Below are 22,357 nucleotides of genomic sequence, written 5' to 3' on the forward strand. Positions count from 1 at the left end.
ATCAGAACTTGGTCGACACGCGCAGCATGATTTCCCGACCACGGCTCACCGATGCCTGGTAATCGGGACGTACAGAAGGCCCGGTTTCATTGCCTGGGTTCGTGCCAGTCAAGATAACGCCGCTGGCTCTGGCCCAATAATATTTATCCGTCAAGTTACGGCCAATCAGCGCGATGTCCCAGCGATCATCCTGCTGTGCGAGGCGCAGGGTCGCGTCAAACAGCTGGTAATTTGGCACCCGTGCATAGGGAGTGGAGCTCGGGTCCGACAAGTAGCTGGCGCTGAACGTCATGTTCGTCGACAGACCCAGTTTCATTCCGGCTCCGACCGGCATCTCATAGTCGAAGCCGACATTGCCCGTCCATTCCGGTGTGCGAACCACTTCGGTGCCCGCCAGGTCCTGCAAAGTTCCGCTTTGGCCTGGAGCAGCGGGTATCGCCTGCCCCGGCTGGCCCCCTGGAACGGCCACGAACGTGCATCCGAGCGCTTTGCTCTGGCCCCGATAACAGCTCGCGAAATAGTCGAGGTAGCGCGCCTTGTTATAGGCGATGGCGCCGCGCAGGCTCAGCCCCTCCAACGGCGTGCGGTAGGAGAAGTCGAATTCTCCGCCCTTGCTCCGCACCTTGCCGACATTCTTGAGTTCCTGGACGCCGGTACCCGTGCTGATCGTGACCTGCAGGCCCTTTACCTCATAGGTATAGAGCGACAGGCTGGTGCGGAGGTCGCCACCAAGCAGGGACGCCTTGGCGCCTGCTTCGAAGCCCTTGACGGTCTGCTGGTCGTAATCCACGGGAAGGACCGGGTTGGCCGCCCCCCCGTTATAGCCACCGGAGATGAACCCGTGCTTGTAGGAGCCGTAGATGTTCAGGTTGCGGTCGGGATGGTATGACAGCGTGACTTCGGGCGAAAAGTCGTTCCAGCTGTTCTTGGAACCCTGGGCGAGGATGGGCACCCGGGGCAGGACAAGCCCGGTTGTCGGATCAACGGCAGTTCCGGTTTCGGCGACCGGCAGCTTTTTCTGTTCATAGGAATAACGACCGCCCGCTGACAGTTCGAACTGCTCGGTAATATCCCACTGCATCTGCATGAACGCCGAATAGGCGCGGCCTTTCTGCTCGGCCAGGTTGTTCGCGAGCACCGATGGAACCAGCGGCGGCACCGTCGTGAAATTGCTTCCGTTTGCAAAGGCTCTCAAAGCCTGCGACGCCTTGCTCGTCTGAAAGTGACTGCCGATCATGAAATTGACAGGCCCATCGAAATTGCTGGTGAGGCGAAGTTCTTCCGACAGTTCCGTAAACTTCAACGTTTGATGAGATGCCACCATGTTTGCCGGCACATAGGTCGCGCTCACGTTGATGAAACTGTCCTGTTTCAGTTGATACAGACCGGTCACCGAGGTCAGTGTCAGCTCGTCGCTCGGGCGATAGTTCATTTCGTAGCTGACCAGCGTCTGCGTGCTATCCCCTCGCTGCTGGCCATCGTTTTTGCCGAAAGGCGGATGGCGCAGGGCGAAGTTCGGGGTTCGCGCGCCGGTGGAAACCTTGTCATCGGCGCGGCAATTGTCGATCTGGGGCAACAGTGGTGCACCGCCCGGGCATGCCACCAGCTGGAGGTTCGATGTAAACCCGTCATCATGAACTTCGCCATAAGTAACCTTCAGGCGGGCGTCGAAATTGTCCGTCGGTTCGTACTTCAATGTTCCCCGGACCGAAAATTCTTCGGACCTTGGCGCATAGCGATGCTTGGGCGCGGTGATCAGGTCGCGCGGTGTTGTGTTCTCAACCCAGCCGCGCATCTTCGATCCATAGGCCGCGATGCGAAAGCCCAGATCCTCGGTGATCGGCCCGGCGATGTAGCCTTCACCGCGCCATTCATGGGCGTTGAACTCATAGCCGACCGACGCCCTGCCCTCTAACGTCTTCGTCGGATCGCCCGTGCGGATGGAAATGACGCCGCCGGGGCTGTTCTTGCCGTAGAACAGAGCCTGAGGTCCTTTCAGAACCTCGACCTGCTGCATATCCATCTGCCCGATGCGGCGAATATTGCCGCGGGCCACCTGCACGCCATCGATGTTGAACGATACGGCCTGGTCGGCAAAGGGGTTGCCGTCCGAGCCGCTGATACCCCGGATCACGATGCTGCCGCCCTGGGCGCCGGCGCTTTCGCCAACGATCAGCTGGGGCACGAGGCGGGCAAGGCCGTCCATCGAATTGATGCCGCGCTTTTGCAGTTCCGCGCCGGTCACCGCAGTGATCGCGACGGGCACGTCGATCAGCGTCTCCTCACGCTTGCGCGCGGTAACTATGATGTCGCCGGCACCCGTATCGGCGGGTGCGGCCGCAGTCGGACGTACAGTTGGCTCGTTTTGAACCGGCTGCTGCGCTTGAAACGCGATAGGGCGAGCCTTTGGTGCTTCCCTTATGATGGCCTGAGCCCCAGAAGCATCGCGGCGGGCCACGAAGCCGGTGCCCTTGAGCAGCTGGACCAATGCAGCCTCTGGCGAAGAACTGCCGCTGGTTCCGGAAGTGACGGCGCCCGCGAACTGGTCTGGCCGATAGACCATCTGCAGTCCCGATTCTCGTGCAAGCTGCTTGAGCGCCGGCTCGAGATCGCCTCTGGGAATGGTGTAATCTTGTGCGATTGCGGGTGCTGCGTAGGCCAGGAGGCTCCCGCAGATGACCACAGCCGTGGCGTACTTCCAGTTTTTCATGCCTCTCCCCTTTCGCGGCTATATATGCCGTCAGAGGGTAGGACTATCGGGGAGCGAAAAACCCCTGCTCAGCGCTGAAGAATTATTTTTCCATCCGCAGCGCGCGACATGCGCACACCATAGACTTCGCCCAGGAGCCGGACGAAACCTTCGCGATTGCCGAGTTGAAAAGTCCCGCCGATTGGCATTGCCGCGAGTTGGTCGCCCTTCACCACGATGGGGATGCGGTTGTAGCGATTTAGCTCTGCCACGGCCTGGCCGAGCGTCTTGCCGTCCAGCACCAGCACACCGTCGCGCCAGCGCAGCCCCTGATCGAGCTTGTCCAGCGGCTCCCGCCTGACGATGGTCGCGACGCTGTTGGCGACCGCTGTCGATCCGCTCGGCAGCACTGTGGATCCCAGCGCCGCGCCGCGCCCGACGCCCTTGAGCTGGACCGCACCCTGAACGACGGCGACCCGCAACAGGTCCCGCTCGCGCCGCACCGAGAATTTGGTGCCCAGCACCGTCACATCATGCCCTCCGGCATGAATGACGAAGGGCCGGGCCGGATCATGCGCGATCTGGAAATAGGCTTCTCCCCCGCTCACCCAGGCGGAGCGGCGCTCCCCTTCGAAGGCCAGCCGCAATTTGGTATTGGTATTGAGATCGATCGTGCTTCCGTCCGGAAGACGGGCGGTGCGCCGCTCGCCGATATGCGTTTCGAGGTTGACGATCTGTGCAGGCTCGCGCCGGGGCCACATGGCAGATCCCACAACCGCGATCACCAGCGACGCCGCCAGCGCAAAGGACGCGATAGAATGCCATCGGCGCTGCGCCGGTTGTCGCATCTCCACAGGATCGTAAAGCGCCCGCAGCCGATCCGTCTGGCGCCATCCTTCCTCCAGCCGCCAATAAGCCGCCTTGTGCGTGGGGGATTCGGCTAGCCATCTATCCAGATCGGCCTGGTCGGCAGGTGACCAGTCGTCGTCGTCACGATGCATCAGGAACCGGGCCGCCCGGATTTCGACGAGTTCGGCAGACATCACCGGCCCTCCCGAGGTTTGCCGGCAGGGATGACCGCGCATTCGGCACCGGATGAAGCTTCAGTTTCCAGCATGTGGTTGGCGAGCAGGCGGATGCCGCGCGTGATCTGCTGTTCCACAGCATCGATACCGATCCCGAGATGGTCGGCGATCTCGCGTATCTTCATACCCTGAACCCTGCGTAGCCGCATAACCTCGCCACAACGGGTCGGTAGCCGCTCCAGGCCCTCGCGTGCGCGAGCAAGCTCCTGACTGGCGCTCACGTGCCGCTCGGGTGTCAGCCAATCGACATGCACCGGCAAGCTTTCGAGATCGGCCACGAAATCGAAGCGGACAATGCGCGCCCGCTTGGCGCGGGTGATGAGCAGATTACGCGCTATCGCGAAAATATAAGCGGCTGCCCGGTCCGGCAGAGCCTGGGCTGCGCCGCGCAGCACCTTTTCATACACTTCCTGACGCAGGTCGGCGATCTCGTCGGTCTGTGAACAATGTCGATGCAGAAAAGCCGTCAGCGAGGGTTCAAGGCTGAGCACCTCTCGCCGAAACCAGCCGTTCAACTCGTCATCGCTGAACATATTTCCTCCGCCTGCGATCAGGCCCTTATGTCAAGACTCGCGAAGACCCAAATACCCTATGCCTGGGCCATTTACGCGGATACGCAACTACGTGCTCGCAGCTCTTGCGCGATCCAAGCAAGGCAGGATAAATCAGCATGGGTTCACCAAGCTGGTGGTCCGATTCTGACATTCGATATCGCTTGAAGCCAAACGCTCGAATGTCGAAATCCTTTCGGACTACTATAAATATCTGATTATAGTAGATTTTGCGATTTTTACATTTCAGACCCAAGTCAAGCCTGCCCGCCCTTGACAAGGCATCGTCGATCAGTTGCCAAGACCTCAACCGCAATTAACGCGGCACCACAGCCGATTGTTTTCGGTCGCCCCGAACCGATAAGCATATAAGTATAAACGTAAGTATGACGTAAGGAGAAGAATATGGGACCGGGTTTTCTGACTCGCAGGGATATGATCGTCGGCGCAGCCGGACTTCAGTTGGCCGGTGTGGCCATGGCCGCTGAGATGCCTAAGCGCGTTGCCGGCAGCCCGAGCCCGCGTAGCGCGGTCCATGGAACCGTGGCCCCCGGATATGAGCCTGTCCGTGCCGCATTCGAGGACAATTTCGCGTCAGGCAAGGAGATTGGCGCCCATTTCGCTGTTTACCGGGACGGCGCGCCCCTCGTTGACCTGTGGGGCGGCAGCGCAGACGAAGTCGGGGCGGTTCCGGTCACCGAAAATACGCTCTACACGCTCATGTCGACGACGAAGGGCCTCACCTCGATGTGCATCGCAATGTTGGTGGACAGGGGAAAGCTCGACTACGAAGCGCCCGTGGCGACGTACTGGCCCGAATTCGCCGCACAGGGCAAGTCGGCGGTGACCGTCGGGGAACTCATGTCTCACCAGGCGGGGCTTACAGGAGCCCGCGGTCCCACTACGATCGAAGATTTTTACGAGCACAAGGCCCTTGCCGCGCGGCTCGCCGCACAGGAGCCGTTTTTCCGGCCGGGCGTCTTTGGCTATCATTCATTGACCTTTGGCACGCTTGCAGACGAGCTTGTCCGGCGAACCGATGGCCGGATAGTCAGCCGTTTCTTCGCCGAGGAGATAGCATCGAAGCTTAAGATCGATGCCTTCATGGGTCTTCCGCCCGAGGAAGAGCATCGCGCCGCCACGATGGTATCGGCGATGGATCCTAACAGTCTGGGTTTTGACGCCCCAAATCCTGCGGCGGCTGCGGCGGCGTCGAGCACATCGGGTTTCATTCCGTGGGGGCCCAATCAGCGGAAAGATCGTGAGCATGGGATCCCTGCCGGGGGCGGCACCTCAAACGCCCGCAATCTCGCCAAGCTCTATGCTCATCTCGTTCGCAGCGACCAGCCGGGTGTGGCCCCGCTGATCAGCAAGCCCGTGCTGCAGCAAGCGACCCGCGCGCGCATTGCCGGCGTAAACCAAGTGCATGGCGAACTGGGCCGATATGCGGCAGGATTTCGCCTCGATCAGACGAGGTTCGGATCAAACCCCGCATCCTTTGGCCATTGCGGCTTCGGGGGCAGCACGGCATTTGCCGATCCGGCGCGTCGCCTGGGCGTTTCCTATACGCCCAACAGAATGTTGAACCCCAATTGGTACGGAACCGATCCGCGGCTCGCCGCGCTCCTAAACGCACTCTTTACGGTGGAGAAAACGAAATACGTGGCAAGCGGGGCACGGGCCCGGCACTAGGGGGACAGCTACGCCAGGCACAAACCCGAACCATTTGCTACTGGCTGGTGATAGGCGTTGGAGAGTGGCGCACGGATATGGAGCCGGGACGGTGCATCGCCTTCGAAGGCCCGGACTGGGCCTCAACCACAACGGCTAAGTCTGCGTTTTTATGTTGCCGCGCCTACGACGAATGGACACCTTCTTACGGTCAATTGATGCTAGCTGGCTCCCCGTCTCGGCGAGCATCCAGCCAGTCCGCAGCGGTTTCCCGCGTCGGGGCAGCGCGAGCCGGTTGGTTCGGCGACCAGTGGTCAACACCTCACGGTCTGACTTGAGCGCGCGGAGGCTGTGCGGCGGTGGCGCAGCCTGGTGGAGGGCATAGCGTGGTTGGTACGCCAAACAACGCTAAGGGCGAACAATCAGCGAACACTTAGGCTACGCGGCAATCTTGGGGCAGGCTGAGCGCCTTGCCGACGTTGACAGAAGGGGATAGCGGCAACTCAATGTTTCGGGTCTAGAGTGGTCGCGGGGCCGTTGCGCTTCTGCAAAAGGCCGTTCTTGCAAGATCGACTGGATGTGCCGCGTGCTTTCCGTGGGATTATCGCTAAACGAAATATCATCAAAAGCCTTGGGAGAAACGTCCATGAAAATACTCGTTACCGCCATCGCGGCCATTGTGGCTTTGACGGGAACTGCGGTCGCAAGCGCGCCGGCCGAAACGCCCGCCGAGGTTGCTGCCAACAAGGCCCTGGTTGTAAAGTTCTGGAACGAATGTTTCGATCGTCACGATCTGGCCTGCGCCGAGAGCTTTCTTATCGAGGACTATATTCAGCACAATCCGACAGTGGCGACCGGGCGGGCTGGCTTCCATGAGGCATTTAGCAAATTTTGGCCGAAGCCACTGGCACCTGAGCAGGTGAAGACGACCAAGTTCGAGGCGGTGATCGGAGAGGGCGATTTAGTGCAGCTGGTCCAGCGCCTCGACCGACCGGAGCCTGCCGACCCGACCAAGACCTATGCTAGCTATTGGTTCGATCTGTTCCGCGTGAAAAACGGCAAGATCGTAGAGCATTGGGACGGGGCGACCAAGCCGGAGAGGAAATAGCAGGAGCTGTCCCTTAGAGGGGACGACGGAGTTCAGATACACGGCGCGGGCTGCGCAACCGTCGCCCAAGCTGGGGCCGTGGATCAAGGATCTGGTCTGCTCGATCCAGAGGCCGAGGATCTCCTTCGTGCCGTCGGGCAGAATGCCGAGCGCGATGTACACCGCGTTATTGCGGACGATCCCCTCGTCGCGGATTTTGACGCGGATCCTGAAGCTTCGCAACCTCAGTCTCTTCGGTCAGGGTCGGATGAACAACCTACTGATAGCTCACATCTAACCTTGTCGCCAGGACTTCCAGACTGGACTCTTTAGGGTATCCTCTCTGCCATCCTTGGGGGAGACACCGCGGGATGATGATGAGCCGACCGCCGACATCGATCGTCGCGCGAGCGCGGACACGCGCGCGGCAGTTCGGCCGGAAGGGAGCACCCATCCCATCCCGACCATATATATCTGCGCGCAAATGGAAGTCCGGCTTATCCCAAAGCGGAATGCCCGTTCTCAATTTGGCGCCGTTGCGTAGCACCAATCGAACCTTTAGCGCTTGAACACAGGCGCGGAGCCAGCAAGGAGCTACATCTTGACGCTTATCCATATCGTCGCGCTGACCTTGATGGCTTGCGTGGCTTCGAACGCTGCTTCGGCCACCCCGTCAGAGATCAGATCGGTTGAGATCACCAGAGATGAGCCAGCCGCGGGCACCGCGAGCAGTGCCTTCCGCCACATTGAAGGAACCATTCGCGGCGTGGTGGCGGCGGACGAGGCGGTCGCCGGCCTACAGGCGGTGGCAGCCGGGCGGCAAAGCGTGCCTTATGAAACGACGTTCGAGATGACCATTCCGGTCGATCCCGCTCGCGCGGACGGCATCCTTGTCGAAGCGACGAATCGCGGCTCGGCTATCATGGCGGACATTCTCTCGCTACAGATGCGTAGCGGCGGCCAGCCACAGGGTGATCCGCAAGGAGGATCAAAGACAGAATTTTTGTTCGAAAAGGGGCTCTCCCTCGCAAATATCCAGTGGCAGACAGGCATTTCGGTGGGCGTGCCAGGGGAAGCGCAAGGTATCGGCGAGGTGATCGTGCGCGATTTCGGGCGTTTGCTCGCCGGCAGCTTTCGCAAGGCTTGGCCGAGTGCACTACCGGTTTTCCAACGTCGCATTCTCGGCGGTGTTAGCCAGAGCGCGTGGTTCGTAAACAGCTTTATCGCGGAGGGCTTCAACACCGATCCTTCGAGCGGCCGTGGCGTCTATCAGGCCGCATTCCTGCGTAATGGGAATGGTGTCGTTCTTGCTATCAATCATTTCGCGAACGGCAAAAAGCAGTTTCCTTACATGCCGCCGGATCGGGCACCCCTTACTCCCGCAAAGCTCCTCACACGCCCCGGGAGCGACCCCATAGTTGTCGATACAAGTTCCTACACGGATTATTATCGCGTTCGCGCAAGCATTTTCGCGCGCGCGCCTGCTGTCCGGGGACTGCATCGCTACGCTTCCGCTGCTGCCCACGCTCCCGCTGGAATGGCCTCCAGCGCGCTCGTGTTCGGAGCCATGAAGTGCAATGGCGGCATTGCAGTCCCGCTCAGCCCGCTAAGCGATTCCCTTTATCTTCGGCCGCTCCTGCTGGGGCTGGCGAATAGCATCGGAGTCGATTCGGGAGACGTGAGGCTTCCAGCAGACGCGCGGTTCCGACTCATGCCCGCAAAGCCCCATCTGCAAGGTATAGCCCGTTTGGACGGCACACTACTCTGGGTTCCAGCCATGACTGCCGAGGGTGCGGTTGCTGGCGGTCTCCCCCTATTGGCAGCGCGGCTGCCTTTGGGCACCGCTATTCCTCCCGCGCTTCCTCCGGTCAGCGTTCGTTCCATAACTCAGACATGTGGCAATTTCTCAGGCTGGAAAGCCTTCACTGTCGAGGAGCTTAAAAACCGTTACGGTTCGCGCGCAGCCTATCTGGATCGGGCCAAAAAGCTTGCGGAAATAAATGTCGCCGAAGGATACCTGCTCGCTCAGGATGTATCGTTCGCAATAGGAGAAGTCGAGGCTCTGCTTCCTGCCGGGTTTAACTGACACTATCTTGGCAGGCGTTTGATTTTGGGAATTCCTAAACCATGTCGTGCTCACCTGCAATAAGGACTTCACTCAGATGATCTCGCCGGCGGTACTTGACCTTCGCTTCCAGCTCGTTTGAGGGGATCTCCTACCTGTCCGCGGCCCGACCAGCGAAAAGGCCGGTTCTGGCATAAGCCGACATCCCCGTCCCCGCGTCGGAACGGCGTGGTTTGGTCGGCATGAGCCCCAAAGCCGCTCCTCCGCATCCTCGTCATCAAACGTTCTGCAGATGGCCAGTGTGGCCAAAGGAGAACGATCATGGAGATGCCTGAAACAGAAATCACCGCCGCCAAGCGCCAAGTGTGGAATGCTGGCAGGACCGTCGGTGCGAAACGCGCCCTGAAACCGAAGCAAATATGGGAGATTCGATTCTATCTCAATCAGCGCCGACGCGTGCGTGACCGCGCACTGTTTGACCTCGCGATCGATAGTAAACTGCGTGGCTGCGATCTCGTGCAGATGAAAATTCGCGACATTGTCAGCGGCTGTCAGATTCGAACGCGGGCAATCGTGATGCAGCAGAAAACCGGCCGTCCCGTTCAGTTCGAGTTGCTCCCAGACGCTCGCGCCAGCCTGCTTGCTTGGCTAGAGCGGCGTGGCGGCACAATCGACGAATATGTCTTTCCAAGCCGGGTCGACCATGCCGGGCATCTCAGTACCCGCCAGTATGCCCGGCTTGTCGATGAGTGGGTGACAGGGGTTGGTCTGATGCGAAGTGAATATGGCACGCACTCACTTCGCCGAACAAAGGCATCGATCATCTACAGGGCGACCGGCAATCTGCGAGCAGTCCAGATCCTTCTCGGCCATAGCAAGATCGAAAATACGGTGCGCTATCTCGGGATCGACGTGGAAGATGCGCTCGCCCTTGCCGAGAACACCGAAATTTGAACTCTTCGGCTCCTCGTCTCGGCGAGGGGCCGAACTTGGAGCCTTGGGACTTTTGTGCCGATCCGATCTCCCTCCTCGAACGACGGCTTTCGAGAGAAGCGGCCAAAGTCTACTGGTGCGTGGAGGAGGCTTCGAACTCCGAATCTCAAAGGTTGCCAGTACGCCGAGCGACCGACCAATCGTTAAAGGGGAAAGGCACGACATCTCTGGTTTTTGCTCGTTCTTGATGCCAGCAAATCCGATTAAGATTCAACACTGTTGGACCATTACAGACTGGCAACCTCTGTGCTCGAGCTCTTTTCGGATCGTCACTTGCCGAAACCTCTTTCTTGTCCCGCACGGGTAAAGTCGGTAAACCAGAATAGGGGCCTGAGTAGATCAAGCGGAGCCGACGACATGCGCTCGCAGACGTCTGCACGCAACCGTCGGGTCGAATGTATCGTGTAGCAAGACTCTGAATCGCTCCTTCTTATGCCGGCGATGTCTGAAACCTACTGCTGGCTTGAGCATGAGTAGCCTCCTCATTCGCAAAGCAGATTGGCGAATGAATTTGCTATAGCCAAATTACGGTTGCATGGCGCGTACGCTTCGGACTAGGCCACGGCCCTGTAGAGTAGCGACAGACAGTCCCAGTCGTGAACTCACTGGAGTAATGGATGCGCGCGTACAATCACGGCTTTGGCAATCATGTTTCGACCGAAGTGATCGCGGGCGCGCTTCCGCTGGGCAGAAACTCGCCGCAAAAAGCGCCCTTCGGCCTCTATGCCGAGCAGCTTTCGGGCACCGCGTTCACCGCGCCACGCAGTGAAAATCGGCGCAGCTGGCTCTATCGGATGCGACCCATGGCGAGCCATGGGCCTTTTTCGGTCTATGAGAATAACGCGTATTTCAACGCCGGACCATTCGCCGACCCGGTCCCGCCGAACCGGCTGCGCTGGGACCCACTCAAGCCCGCCGACGGACCGAATGATTTCCTCGACAGCCTTGTGACCATCGCGGGCAATGGCGATGTACGCGCGGGCACGGGCATCGGCATCCACCTGTTTTCCGCCAATCGCGACATGGACCGCCGCGCCCTCTTTTCCAGCGATGGCGAAATGCTGATCGTGCCCGCATCCGGCAGGATGGAGATCAGGACCGAACTTGGCGTAATCGGGATCGAGCCGCAGCAGATTGCGGTCATCCCACGCGGCGTGCGGTTCAGCGTTTTCCTGCCGAACGGTTCGGCCAGCGGCTATGTCTGCGAAAATCATGGGGCTTTGCTGCGCCTTCCCGATCTGGGGCCGATCGGCGCCAATGGCCTCGCCAATCCGCGCGATTTCGAGACGCCTATCGCCGCGTTCGAGGATATCGACGCGCCGTTCGAGATCGTGCAGAAATTTGCCGGCCGCCTGTGGACGACGCAGCTGGATCATTCGCCGTTCGACGTGGTCGCCTGGCACGGCAATCTTGCGCCCTATCGCTATGATCTGCGCCGGTTCAACAGCGTCAACACGGTGAGTTACGACCATCCCGATCCCTCGATCTTCACCGTGCTGACCAGCCCGAGCGATACGCCAGGAACCGCCAATATCGATTTCGTCATTTTCCCGCCGCGCTGGATGGTAGCGGAGGACACGTTCCGGCCACCCTGGTTCCACCGGAACATCATGAGCGAGTTTATGGGGCTGATCCACGGCGCTTATGATGCCAAGGAGGGTGGTTTCCTGCCCGGCGGCGCATCGTTGCACAATTGCATGAACGGCCATGGTCCCGACAAGGCCAGTTATGAAAAGGCCATCGCGGCGGACCTGAAGCCGCACAGGATCGAAGGGACGATGGCGTTCATGTTCGAAAGCCGCTTCATCATCAATCCCACCGCGCATGCGCTGAACCTTCCCGGATGCCAGCCGGATTATGATGACGTCTGGTCAGGCTTTACCAAGGCGGAGTTGCCCCGATGAATGGCCCGGCGATCGATGAAACCCATGATGCCTCCAGGACGAGCTGGGTCGGGAGCGCGAACGGCCACAGCTGTTTCCCAATCCAGAATCTTCCGCTGGGCGTTTTCTCGCTGGCCGGAGACTCTCCGCGCGGCGGCATCGCGATCGGGGATTTTATCCTCGATTTGAAGGCGCTTGCCGCGTCAGGACTGCTACTAGGTGAGGCGCAGCTTGCCGCCGAGGCAGGGGCGGGCGAGCATCTTAACGCGCTGCTCGATATGGGCGCGCCGGTGCGGATCGCGCTGAGGCGAGCGGTGTCCGAACTGCTCTCAAACCCTGAGGAGCGATCCCCTGTGGAACCGATGCTGATCGCCCGATCGGCGGCGACCATGCACCTGCCCGCGCGGATCGGCGACTATACCGACTTCTATGTCGGCATCCATCACGCGACCAATATCGGGTCGCTGTTCCGGCCCGACAATCCGCTGCTGCCCAATTACAAGCATATTCCGATCGGCTATCACGGACGGGCATCGTCCATCCGGCCATCGGGCACGCCGGTCCGGCGTCCGAACGGGCAGCGCAAGGCGCCGGATGCGGATGCGCCGCTGTTCGGGCCGACCCAGAAGCTTGATTATGAATTGGAACTGGGCGTGTGGATCGGCCCCGGCAACGTGCTTGGCCAGCCCATCCCAATCGGCGAGGCGGACGCGCATGTCGCGGGCCTGTGCCTTTTGAACGACTGGTCGGCGCGCGATTTTCAGGCATGGGAATATCAGCCTCTGGGACCGTTCCTGGCGAAGAACTTCCTGACCAGCATTTCGCCGTGGATCATCACCGCCGAAGCGCTTGCGCCGTTCCGCATCGCGCAGCCGGCGCGACCGCAGGGCGACCCCAGACCGCTTCCCTATTTGTGGGACGATACCGATCAGGCGCGCGGCGCACTCGGGCTGACGCTGGAAGTCGGCTTGCGCAGCCAGGCCATGGCCGACGCCGGAATGGCCCGGCATCGCATCGGGCGCGGCCCCGCTTCCAACATGTACTGGACGGTGGCTCAAATGGTCGCACACCATACGTGTAACGGATGCAATCTTCAGCCCGGCGATCTGCTTGGCACGGGCACGATATCGGCATCGACCAGCGACGGTCTCGGCAGCCTGATGGAGATCACGCGCAACGGCTCCGCACCGATCGAATTGCCTACCGGCGAGACGCGCGCCTTCCTCGAAGGCGGCGACGAACTGACCCTCACCGCGACCTGCGAAGCGCCCGGCTTCGTCCCGATCGGGTTCGGAGACTGCACCGGGCGGATCGTGGATAGTGGCGCGTCATGATCCTGCACGGCTATTGGCGGTCGAGCGCCGCCTATCGCGTCCGGATCGCGCTCGGGCTGAAAGGCCTGTCGTTCGGGCAGGTCACGCATGACCTGCGGGCCGCCGCGCACAAGGGCGGTGATTATGGCGCTATCAGCCCGCAGCATCTCGTGCCGGCGCTGGAAACGGACGATGGCGCAATGCTGATCCAAAGCCCGGCCATCCTCGAATGGCTGGAAGAGCGATATCCCTCGCCGCCCTTGTTACCGGATACCGCCGACGATCGCGCGATTGTCCGCGCCATGGCCGCCATCATCGGCTGCGACATCCATCCGCTTAACAATCTGCGGGTCCTGTCTACCCTCAAGGCCGACCTGCACGCCGAGCAGCCTCAGATCGAAGCGTGGACCGCACGGTGGATCGGCGAGGGTTTTGCGGCGCTTGAGACGTTGCTGGCGCGTCATTCCGGGGCGTTCGCATTCGGCGATGCGCCGACGCTGGTCGATTGCTACATCGTTGCGCAGGTCTACTCCGCGCGTCGCTATGACGTCGATCTGAGCCCTTTCCCGCTTGTCCAGAAAATCGACAGCGCGGCGACGCTTCTGCCCGCATTCGTGGCCGCCCATCCCATGGCCCAGCCCGATGCCGATATATCTTAGACCTGCCGGGTAAACGCCAGCAGCGCCTCCGCAGCGCTGCCCGCGCCCTCAACTTCCAGTGCGGCTTTCCGGCCGATAATCATGGCGACCAATATACACTCATCATTTCGCAGAACCGGCGCGGCAATTGAGGCCAGTCCCGGTACCGGGCTTTCGATCATCATCGCGTAGCCCGTCTTGCGGATCCGCCCGACTGCGGAGTCGAACGCCGCTTTCTCGCGCTCGGCCGCGCCGGTCAGTTCGCCGGCAAGGCGTTCCGCCACGGCCGGCGAGCCGTCGAATGCGCCGAATATTCTTCCGGCGGCGGAGTTGAGAAGATTGAAGGTCGTGCCTGGCCGCAGGTTCGTATTCACGGCCTGGCTGGAGTCATGAACGCGATAGACGGTCGGCGCGACCGGACCCCAGACCAGCAGCGCGAGCATGACGCCCAGAGAATGCGCGAAGTCGGGAGCGCGGGCGTTGATGTTCGACATTGGATCGAACGTCGCCATCCGTGCGCTGGCCAGCCGGTTGACCGCTGGCCCAAGGATATAGCGTCCGCTCGCCGGCTCCTGCTCGACCAGTTCGGTTCGGCGAAAGCTGGCCAGATAGGCATGGGCCTGCGCCGCGCTGATCCCCGCCTCATGCGCAAGATCCCGCAGCATCATCGGCGATCCCGAGCGCATTAGGGCCACCAACAATTTGTTCCCGACCTCGACCGACTGGATGCCCCGTCCCGCGCTTTTGCTCATCTGCCCCGCGTGTATTGGAACGGTCATGCGGATGTGGCCGGGCGCTGATAGCCGGCGCGCGCGGAAATCGCATGCGCCAGTTCGATGATATCGCGAACGCGCTCGGTAGAAGGGACGATATCGAAGGATAGGGCCGACCCGATGACGGTGATCGCGCCAGTCAATTCGCCGCCCGTCTCGAATATCGGCGCGCTTATGGCGCTGACACCGGGAATGGGGTTCGATGTCGCCGTCGCATAGCCGGCTTCACGAATAAGCGGCAGGGCCGCCTTGATCGACCTGAAGTCGGAAACCGAGCCTACAATGCGCGAGGGCAGTTTTTCGGCCTTCTGCGCCTTGATTGCTTCCATGATAATCTCGACCCCGAGATGCGCGCAGAATATGCGGCCCGTCGCCGACCCAGTCAGCGAAAAGACGGTTCCGGGGCGAAGCGCCGTGTGGACCTGATCCGATCCTTCATAGGTTTGCACGACGGTAGGGCCATAGGCGCCCCAGACGGTTATGACGACCGACATCGCCGTTTCCGTCGCAAATCGCGCCGCTGCCTCTCCGGCGGCCTTCAGCGGGTGGAAACTGCGCAGTCGGGCCAATCCGAGCTGAAGCGCGAAAGGACCCAGCCGGTAGCGGCCGGACTCTCTGTCCTGCTCTACGAGGTTGGCGCGACGATAACTCACAAGATAGGAGTGCGCCTGGGCCGGCGCGATTCCGGCTTCCAGCGCGATATCGCGCAGCATCACGAGGTCGCCTGCATCCGCGATCGCTTCCAATATACGCGCGCCGACCTCTATCGACTGAACTCCGCGCGCCTCCGCAGCCACCCCATTCGCCTCCATTTGCAGCGCCCGTCAGGTTCACCGCATCGTCGTCATAGCCTCGATGCCGGCCATCGCAGCGTCAAGCCCTAATGGCAATAACAGCCTTCGCAACCGGCACGAAGCCTGGACCCCGCGGAGATTATTGCGAGGCGAGCGCCCGCACTCTTGCGCGCGATACAAGGCGCGCCGTCACCAGGTTCGCGATCGCTGCGGCGACGAGGAAGGGCACGAGTCCTCCGAGCGCGATCCGCAACGATTCCGTCCCGTAGCGCCCGTGCAGCCAGTCGCTCATCATTCCGACATAGAGCGGGCCGATGCCCATTCCGACGAGGTTGACGAGCAAGAGCTGGAGCGCAGCGGCGGTACTGCGTTGCGAGGCATTGACCGAATTCTGTATGAAGCTGACCGCCGGCGTAAGATAGGCGCCCGCGCAGCCAAGGCTCAGTCCCAACAGGGGCAAGGCGATCTGCCAGCGCTGGGCGCAGAGGCCGGCGATCAGGAAGGGCACCGCACAGATCATGGCGGCGCCGCTGACCCAGGCATAGGCGCGCTTGTCGCCTGCCCCCAGCCGGTCGGCGAAAAATCCGCTGAGCCAGGTGCCCGCACCCATGGCGACGGCAATGGTCAGGCTGAGATAGATGCTCACCTGCGTCAAGGTCATGCCCAGAACCCGGATCATGTAACCCGGCATCCAGGCCATCAGCGCATAATTGGGGATGCCGCCGATCGCGCAGGCCAACGCCGTCGAAATGATCGTCGGGGTGCGGAAGAAAATTTTCGCGGTTTCACGAAGCGACGCCTTGGGCTGGACCGCTCCGCCATCCATGCCGCCGCGCTGCGGTTCGGGGACGAGCCAGATCAGCAGCAGCGCGAGCGCCAGCCCCGGCAGGCCGACGATGAACAGGCTCGTTCGCCACCCCCATTGCGCTGCCGACCATCCGGCAAGCGCGGAACCCAGCGCGAGACCGAACGGAACGCCTAGCGAAAAAAAGGCCAGCGCCCGGGCGCGCTGCGATGGGGGGAAGAGGTCGGAGATGATCGAATAGGAAGGGGCGACCCCGCCGGCCTCGCCCAGACCCACCCCGATGCGGGCGGCGGCGAGCTGAGCGAAATTCGTCGCCAGTCCGCAGGCGGCGCAACAAAGGCTCCACAGCGAACAGGCGGCGGCCAGCACCTTGACCCGCGATATCCGATCCGCCAGCGCCGCCACCGGCAGACCGAAGCCGGTGTAGAATATGGCAAAGGCGAAACCCGTGAGCATGCCCAGTTGCGTGTCGCTCAGCCCAAGGTCGCGCTTGATCGGCTCGGCGAGGACAGAAACGACCTGACGGTCCATGAAATTGAAGGTATAAACGACACACAGCAACGCCAGTGTCCATCGGGGATCGCGGATTTTCATCAGGATCGCCTTGCCTGCTCCAGAGCCTCGGCCAGCACGGCGCCGTCGCCGATATGGTTGGCCAGGATCAGGATCAGCTTTGCATTGGCGAGGGCGCTTTGCCGCTCGTCGAGGCCATCGTGCAGGGCGATGAGCGCCGCATAGAAATCGTCGACATTCGCGATGTTCGATGTTTTTGACAGTGGCATGGCGATCTGGGTTTCAACCTCCCGGCGATGCGGCGCGTTCATAAGCCGATTTGATAAGTTCGACCGTCGGATGGCGCCAGCGCGCGGCGACATAATGGTCCGGTCGCACAAGATAGGCCGAGCCGGGCCGCAGATCATAGCGGGACAGGATCATGCCTTGCCGATCGCCCTGTTCACTGACCAGAACCGTGCGCAGCCCCGGCACAGTCGGCACGCTATTATCAGCGGCGAGAAGAACGAAATCTCCGCCCAGAACGTGCAGCAGCCAACCCTCGTCGAGCGGGGCATCGACGACGACATGCCCGGGGGCGATGCCATGCCAGCTATCGTCTGGCTGGTCCGCCTGGTTTAAGGGCGAGCAGGGATAGGCGACCGCCGTCGAAAGGCGACCCGAATTGACGAACGGGCGCGCCCAGGCGTGGTCCTTGGCCAGTTGCAGGACGGCATCACGGAACGCCTGGCTGGTTGTCGACTTGGGCGTGAGGAAATCGGTGGAGCGCGAGGAATTCAGAATATTCTCATCCGCTGTGACGATCGCTTCATGGTTATAAGCTTCAAGCAGATCCGGTCCGGCGCGACCGTCAAGGACCCGATCCAGCTTCCATGCCAGATTGTCCGCATCCGCGACGCCGCCATTGCAGCCGCGCGCGCCGAACGGGGACACCAGATGCGCGGCATCGCCCGCAAAAATGACACGGTCATGGACGAAGCGCGCCATGCGCCGGCATTGGAAAGTGTAGACGCTGTACCATTCCTGCTCGAATTCGATGTCGTCGCCCAGCATGCCGCGGACCAGCGGTTCAATATTTTCGGGATGCATGCAGCTTTCCCGATCGATGTTCCAGCCAAGCTGGAAATCGAGACGCCAGACATCATCGGGCTGTTTGTGCAGCAGAGCGGAGCGGCCAGGATTGAAAGGCGGATCGAACCAGAACCAGCGTTCGGCTGGGCGCTCCTGTTTCAGTCTCACGTCGGCGATCAGGAAATTATCCTCAAAAACGCGGCCGTCGAAATCGAGGCCCATCATCGCGCGGACGGCAGAATTATGCCCGTCACAGGCCACGATCCAAGGCGTATCGACCCGATAGCTGCCGCCGGGAGCGGCAACGTCCAGCGTCACGCGGCCCTCAACCTGCTTCAGCCCCGTGACTTCGTGGCCCCAGCGCATCGAGACGCCGGGAACCTGCGACACCGCGTCGATCAGAAGGTCTTCGCAAAGATATTGCTGAAGATTGATGAAGCCGGGCATCTCCTGATGCTTGAGCGGCAGCATGTCGAAGGTGAATACAGGCTCGCCACTGTCCCCCCAGAAAACCTTGCCAACATTCCAGGCGACGCCCTTCGCGATCATCGCCTGCGCCACGCCGAGGCGGTTCCAGATATCGAGCGTGCGCTTCGAGAAGCAGATCGCCTTCGAGCCGGCAGCGACGAAGTCGCGCTTATTGAGCAGCAGCACCCGCCGGCCCTTTTTGCCCATATCGAGCGCCAGCGTCAGTCCCACGGGACCACCGCCGACGATGACGATTTCGAAATCGCCCTGTGCGTCATCCAGCGGGGTCGCCCCGACATCGCGCCAGATGGGGATGCCGTCCCGGCTCAGTGCGGTGGGCATAATCCTATCCCTGCAACTTGGCCCACACGTCCCTGTCGCGTTCCATCGTCCAGATGCGCGGCCAGTCGATCCCGTCAAATTCATCCCACAGGCGCTGGACGTCGAACGGCAGGCAATGCTCGAAAATGGGCCAGTGGCCGAACTTGGGCGCTAGGGCAACATGGGTCGCTTCAAAAGCCGATTTGAGATTGCCCCCGGTCTTGTGGGCGTGACCCACATGCTCGATCATCGCGTTCAGAAATTCGCGGGTCTGCTCGATGGCCGCATCGGTCGCTTCGACGCCCCGGGCGATGGTCCCTCGTCCGCCGACCAGATTTTCGGCGCGAAAGGATTTCACGGCATCGAGCGTCCTCGTCGACCAATCGAAGTGGAAAGCATCGCCGGTGTAGAGCGCGGCTTCGCTCTCCACGAGATCGCCCGCGAACAGGGTCCGGGATTTGTCGTGCCAGGCAACGATATCGCCCGCTGTGTGGCCCCGCCCACAATATTTAAGGTCGATCGCGCCGCGATCGCCGCCCAGTTCGATGCGATAGTCTGTGTCGAAGGTTTCGGTCGGCCAGGTCAGCCCCGGAATCTCTTCGGGTTGCTTGAACAGCCGCGGCATGCGGCCGAATTCACTGTCCCAATCTTCCTTGCCACGCTCCTCGATCAGTTGGCGTGTGACTTCGCTGGCGACGATATGGTCCGCATCGAACGCGCTCGCCCCGAGTACGCGAACCGCGTGATAATGTGTCAAGACGAGATATTTGACCGGCTTGTCCGTATGCTCGCGCAACTTGGCAAGCCAGTCCCGCGCGGCTGTCGGCGTCGCGCGCGCCTCGAAGCAGACGAGAAAATCCTCGCCCTCGATCGCCCCGACATTAGGATCGCCCTCGGCGGTCAGCGCATAAACGCCGTCCGCGAGGATCTCCAGCTTCTCCCTAGTGGGCGCCATGTCGGCCGAAGATGCGAAAGGTTTTGACAAGATATTAGCTCCGAAATTGGGCGTTCACGCTCCTGGACGAGCAGAACCCGGTTGGACATATGTTGCGACGGGCAGCCCACCCGCCCCATCGGCAAGCAGAACGCTGTCGATCTCGGGCTGAAGCGGAACTGGGGAGACCCAACCTGCATCGGGCTAGTGATCTTGAGAACCGCACCTCCTGAATCGCCCACTAATTGCGCAAATGCTTTGTGAAGAAGTCCGCAGCCCTGGAAATCGCCGTGTCAGACTCAGGCGTGTTCGCGAGCAGCGCCGGGAATACATGGGGCATGCCCTCATAGAGATCGAGTACCGCCTCATGGCCGCCAGCGCGGATCGCCTGATATTCCCTGACCGCTTCGCTGAGGAGCAATTCACGCGTGCCGGCCTGGATCAATGTTGGCGGAAACGCCTTAGTATAGTCTCCGAAAAGGGGAGAAATATAAGGGTTCCTGACATCCGTCCCGGCGGCATAAGCGTCCAGATACAGCTTGAAGTCCCGCGCTTCCAGCATTGGGTCATAAGGCCCAATGGTGGCAACGGTGTCCCCGCTCATCGTCAGGTCGGCGCCTGGCGACAACAGGTAAAGCGCGCCGGGCAATGGGATGCCCTGATCCCGCATCTTCAGCGTGTACGCGGCCGCCATGTTCCCGCCCGCAGAGTCACCGAACAGTCCCATTCCCCGCGGGTCGTTCCCCGCAGCTATAAGGGCGCGCCACACGGCGATCGCCTGATCTGAGATGGTGTTCACATTGCCTCGCGGGGCGAGCGTGTAATCGATCGAGATGACGTTGCGACCCAGCGCCTTGCTCAGCAGGGAAGGAAGCACCTGCATCGAGAGGGCGGAAAGGACAATATAGCCACCACCGTGAATATAGACGAGCGGCGGCCGCCCACGCTGCGCATTGGGAGGAATGATCCTTAAAACACTCACGCCCCCGATCGTTTCCCTGACCGAACGAACGCCTATCGCGTCAGCGAACTTCTGGCTTGCCGGCAGGGCAGTGGCTTCGACTGCCGCATTCATTCGGTCGAAGTCTTCAAGCGTCTTGAGCGGCGGCGTTGGCGGGCGTGCTTCGGTCTGCGCGTAAATGACGCAAAGCTTCGCTGCCGCCTGTTTCGACACGCTGTCGGGCACGCGGAAGCGAGGGTTAGGATTGGGTGGGCACTGTGCCGCGGCCGCCGGTGCGGCATGGACGGCAAGGCCGAGCAACATCATGAGCGTGGCAGCTCGCATAAATCCACTCCCAAATCCGACCGCCTCTCGGCCCAAGGGCATCGCAGGAATCCCATAATCAGGAGCGCTGTATCACTGCCTACGATTATTTCAATACAAATTGATTCGTCTTTCGTAAATTGGGGATCGGGAGTGGCGGCTATAAAGTTTTGCTGCGGGGGGACACTGTCAGTCTCGCTCGTCGATATAAACAAAAGGGTGCGCAGATCCACGGAGACCCGGCGGATAGGGCGGTGGCGCATATGTCGCGGACGAATAGCGTGATGTAAGTCGGCAACCTGTATCACGGGCCCAATTAGAGATCGTGCGCCCAACCAAGCTGGAACGGCAATATTGAGGCGCGCTATTGCCGCGCCACATCCCGGCGCGAATGACGGCTTCAGGCGTATTTAGCCGTTCAACCTTGGACCGCCGAATGGCCGAATGTGGTCGGGAGCCGTCGGCCCCAAATAACAACTTCACTCAGGCAGGCGGCCCTTCAGCATATTGAGGCAAACCATCGTCGAACTGCACCCACCGCTGCTTGCTCGAGGTCCAGATGTGATCCGATGGCGTAAAGCTATCGGGCTCATCCAAACTGCCCATCGTAAGGCCGATGGTATTCGCGTTCGCCCGTTCCGAGAACAAGGTCGATCCGCACTCAGCGCAGAACCCCCGGCGAACGCCCGTCCCGCCGTCGAACCAATTGACAGGACCAGTAATCTGCACGCCGTCTAGTGGAACCATCACACGAGCATAGAAGGCTGAGCCTGTCGCTTTTTGGCAGCGATGACAATGGCATGCGCGTACGTTGATCGGCTTATCGCCGCTCACATAGCGGCTCGCTCCGCATAGACACCCACCTTTGATCAATCCCTCGACGGCCATTGGATCTCCTATCTTTTGCGTGGCAGCTTGAGGCTGTGCGCAACTGCCCGACAACGTCCAAAGTTGCTTTCGCAATCGATGCCACAAGGACTAAACTATGCTGAAGTCTGCTTTGAAGCCCGGGAGCCACGGCTCCTAGCACTTTCAAAGCTGCCCGCACTCAATCGCGTTTAGGTAAAGGAACTCCGGCGCACGGACGCCGGCCATTCGTCTGATCTCGACCAGCTTTGGGGACTCGAAGAACGCGCGCGCCGCGTCCAGCGATGTCCAACGAGAGAAATGAACGACCTGCGTTGCATCCGTATCATAAGCGAGGAGCTGATATGCTATCTCACCGGCGTCCCGCCGGATCCCCGCAGCATCGTCAAAGATGGCCTTCCACTTTTCGTAGTCTTCTACCTCATGAATGATGAGGACATGATATCCGAGTTCGCTGCTCTGCGGGGCGTTCACATTATGCTCCTGTGTAGGCCAAAAGGTCGAAGAAGAAGCCCAGCTGTTGATTGCCGTTGAGAAGTGACCCGGGGAGGCCAGTAATTTCCACTGAGAAG

At 60.9% G+C, this 22,357-nt stretch carries 19 protein-coding genes and 1 pseudogene; 7 read left to right on the plus strand and 13 right to left on the minus strand.

All coding sequences use genetic code 11. From position 1 onward, the window contains the following. Window position 1 precedes the first annotated feature (1 nt). From ACODSN_RS15505 to ACODSN_RS15515, 3 genes are all read right to left on the minus strand, one after another. Complete coding sequence (locus ACODSN_RS15505; protein ID WP_489056388.1) at window positions 2–2,710, minus strand: TonB-dependent receptor; 2,709 nt, start codon at window positions 2,708–2,710, stop codon at window positions 2–4. Between the two features lie 68 nt (window positions 2,711–2,778). Continuing rightward, window positions 2,779–3,732 carry a FecR family protein gene (locus ACODSN_RS15510; RefSeq protein ID WP_489056389.1) on the minus strand — a complete coding sequence of 318 codons (954 nt, stop codon included), beginning with the start codon at window positions 3,730–3,732 and terminating at the stop codon, window positions 2,779–2,781. Further along, window positions 3,732–4,307, minus strand: a complete 576-nt coding sequence (locus ACODSN_RS15515; protein ID WP_489056390.1) for an RNA polymerase sigma factor — start codon at window positions 4,305–4,307, stop codon at window positions 3,732–3,734. Before ACODSN_RS15515 ends, ACODSN_RS15510 begins: the two co-directional genes overlap by 1 nt. 453 nt (window positions 4,308–4,760) lie before the next feature. On the opposite strand from ACODSN_RS15515, the gene ACODSN_RS15520 reads away from it, so the two are divergent. Both ACODSN_RS15520 and ACODSN_RS15525 read left to right on the plus strand, forming a co-directional pair. Beyond that, window positions 4,761–6,017 (plus strand): serine hydrolase domain-containing protein, encoded by a 1,257-nt coding sequence (locus ACODSN_RS15520; RefSeq protein ID WP_489056391.1) that lies wholly within the window; start codon window positions 4,761–4,763, stop codon window positions 6,015–6,017. A 625-nt stretch (window positions 6,018–6,642) separates the two neighbouring features. Further along, window positions 6,643–7,104, plus strand: coding sequence for a nuclear transport factor 2 family protein (locus ACODSN_RS15525; protein ID WP_489056392.1), 462 nt, complete (start codon window positions 6,643–6,645; stop codon window positions 7,102–7,104). Between the two features lie 93 nt (window positions 7,105–7,197). Here the strand turns inward: ACODSN_RS15525 and ACODSN_RS15530 are convergent. Next, a pseudogene (locus tag ACODSN_RS15530) lies at window positions 7,198–7,311 on the minus strand (transposase); the annotation flags it as partial. A gap of 373 nt (window positions 7,312–7,684) precedes the next feature. Between ACODSN_RS15530 and ACODSN_RS15535 the strand changes: the two are divergent. The 5 genes from ACODSN_RS15535 to maiA all read left to right on the plus strand — a co-directional run bounded on the left by ACODSN_RS15535 (window position 7,685) and on the right by maiA (window position 13,996). Further along, a complete protein-coding gene (locus ACODSN_RS15535; RefSeq protein WP_489056393.1) occupies window positions 7,685–9,169 on the plus strand; it encodes an alpha/beta hydrolase domain-containing protein in 1,485 nt (494 codons plus the stop codon). Between the two features lie 300 nt (window positions 9,170–9,469). Beyond that, window positions 9,470–10,102, plus strand: a complete 633-nt coding sequence (locus ACODSN_RS15540; protein WP_489056394.1) for a tyrosine-type recombinase/integrase — start codon at window positions 9,470–9,472, stop codon at window positions 10,100–10,102. Between the two features lie 656 nt (window positions 10,103–10,758). Then, window positions 10,759–12,045, plus strand: a complete 1,287-nt coding sequence (gene hmgA, locus ACODSN_RS15545) for a homogentisate 1,2-dioxygenase (protein ID WP_489056395.1) — start codon at window positions 10,759–10,761, stop codon at window positions 12,043–12,045. Next, window positions 12,042–13,358 carry a fumarylacetoacetase gene (fahA, locus tag ACODSN_RS15550; protein ID WP_489056396.1) on the plus strand — a complete coding sequence of 439 codons (1,317 nt, stop codon included), beginning with the start codon at window positions 12,042–12,044 and terminating at the stop codon, window positions 13,356–13,358. Before hmgA ends, fahA begins: the two co-directional genes overlap by 4 nt. Next, on the plus strand, window positions 13,355–13,996 hold the full coding sequence (gene maiA, locus ACODSN_RS15555) for a maleylacetoacetate isomerase (protein WP_489056397.1): 642 nt from the start codon (window positions 13,355–13,357) through the stop codon (window positions 13,994–13,996). The genes fahA and maiA overlap by 4 nt, the downstream gene beginning before the upstream one ends. On the opposite strand, the gene ACODSN_RS15560 is transcribed toward maiA, so the two are convergent. The 9 genes from ACODSN_RS15560 to ACODSN_RS15600 form a co-directional block, all read right to left on the minus strand. Beyond that, complete coding sequence (locus ACODSN_RS15560) at window positions 13,993–14,727, minus strand: IclR family transcriptional regulator (protein ID WP_489056398.1); 735 nt, start codon at window positions 14,725–14,727, stop codon at window positions 13,993–13,995. The two genes, maiA and ACODSN_RS15560, sit on opposite strands and share 4 nt — an antisense overlap. 23 nt (window positions 14,728–14,750) lie before the next feature. Then, on the minus strand, window positions 14,751–15,560 hold the full coding sequence (locus tag ACODSN_RS15565; protein WP_489056399.1) for an IclR family transcriptional regulator: 810 nt from the start codon (window positions 15,558–15,560) through the stop codon (window positions 14,751–14,753). Window positions 15,561–15,681: 121 nt separating this feature from the next. Continuing rightward, a complete protein-coding gene (locus tag ACODSN_RS15570) occupies window positions 15,682–16,941 on the minus strand; it encodes a spinster family MFS transporter (protein WP_489056400.1) in 1,260 nt (419 codons plus the stop codon). Further along, window positions 16,941–17,129 carry a DUF2783 domain-containing protein gene (locus tag ACODSN_RS15575; RefSeq protein ID WP_489056401.1) on the minus strand — a complete coding sequence of 63 codons (189 nt, stop codon included), beginning with the start codon at window positions 17,127–17,129 and terminating at the stop codon, window positions 16,941–16,943. Before ACODSN_RS15575 ends, ACODSN_RS15570 begins: the two co-directional genes overlap by 1 nt. A 13-nt stretch (window positions 17,130–17,142) precedes the next feature. Continuing rightward, entirely contained in the window at window positions 17,143–18,741 is a 1,599-nt protein-coding gene (locus ACODSN_RS15580; RefSeq protein ID WP_489056402.1) for an FAD-dependent oxidoreductase, read from the minus strand. A gap of 4 nt (window positions 18,742–18,745) precedes the next feature. Continuing rightward, entirely contained in the window at window positions 18,746–19,675 is a 930-nt protein-coding gene (locus ACODSN_RS15585; RefSeq protein WP_489056403.1) for an MBL fold metallo-hydrolase, read from the minus strand. 220 nt (window positions 19,676–19,895) lie between these two features. Further along, window positions 19,896–20,939, minus strand: a complete 1,044-nt coding sequence (locus ACODSN_RS15590) for an alpha/beta hydrolase (protein WP_489056404.1) — start codon at window positions 20,937–20,939, stop codon at window positions 19,896–19,898. Between the two features lie 462 nt (window positions 20,940–21,401). Continuing rightward, window positions 21,402–21,806, minus strand: a complete 405-nt coding sequence (locus ACODSN_RS15595) for a GFA family protein (protein ID WP_489056405.1) — start codon at window positions 21,804–21,806, stop codon at window positions 21,402–21,404. Window positions 21,807–21,950: 144 nt separating this feature from the next. Beyond that, window positions 21,951–22,357, minus strand: a 407-nt coding sequence (locus tag ACODSN_RS15600) for an antibiotic biosynthesis monooxygenase (protein WP_489056406.1), incomplete at its 5' end; no start/stop codon positions are given.

This window comes from Sphingobium sp. FG11, assembly GCF_057809915.1.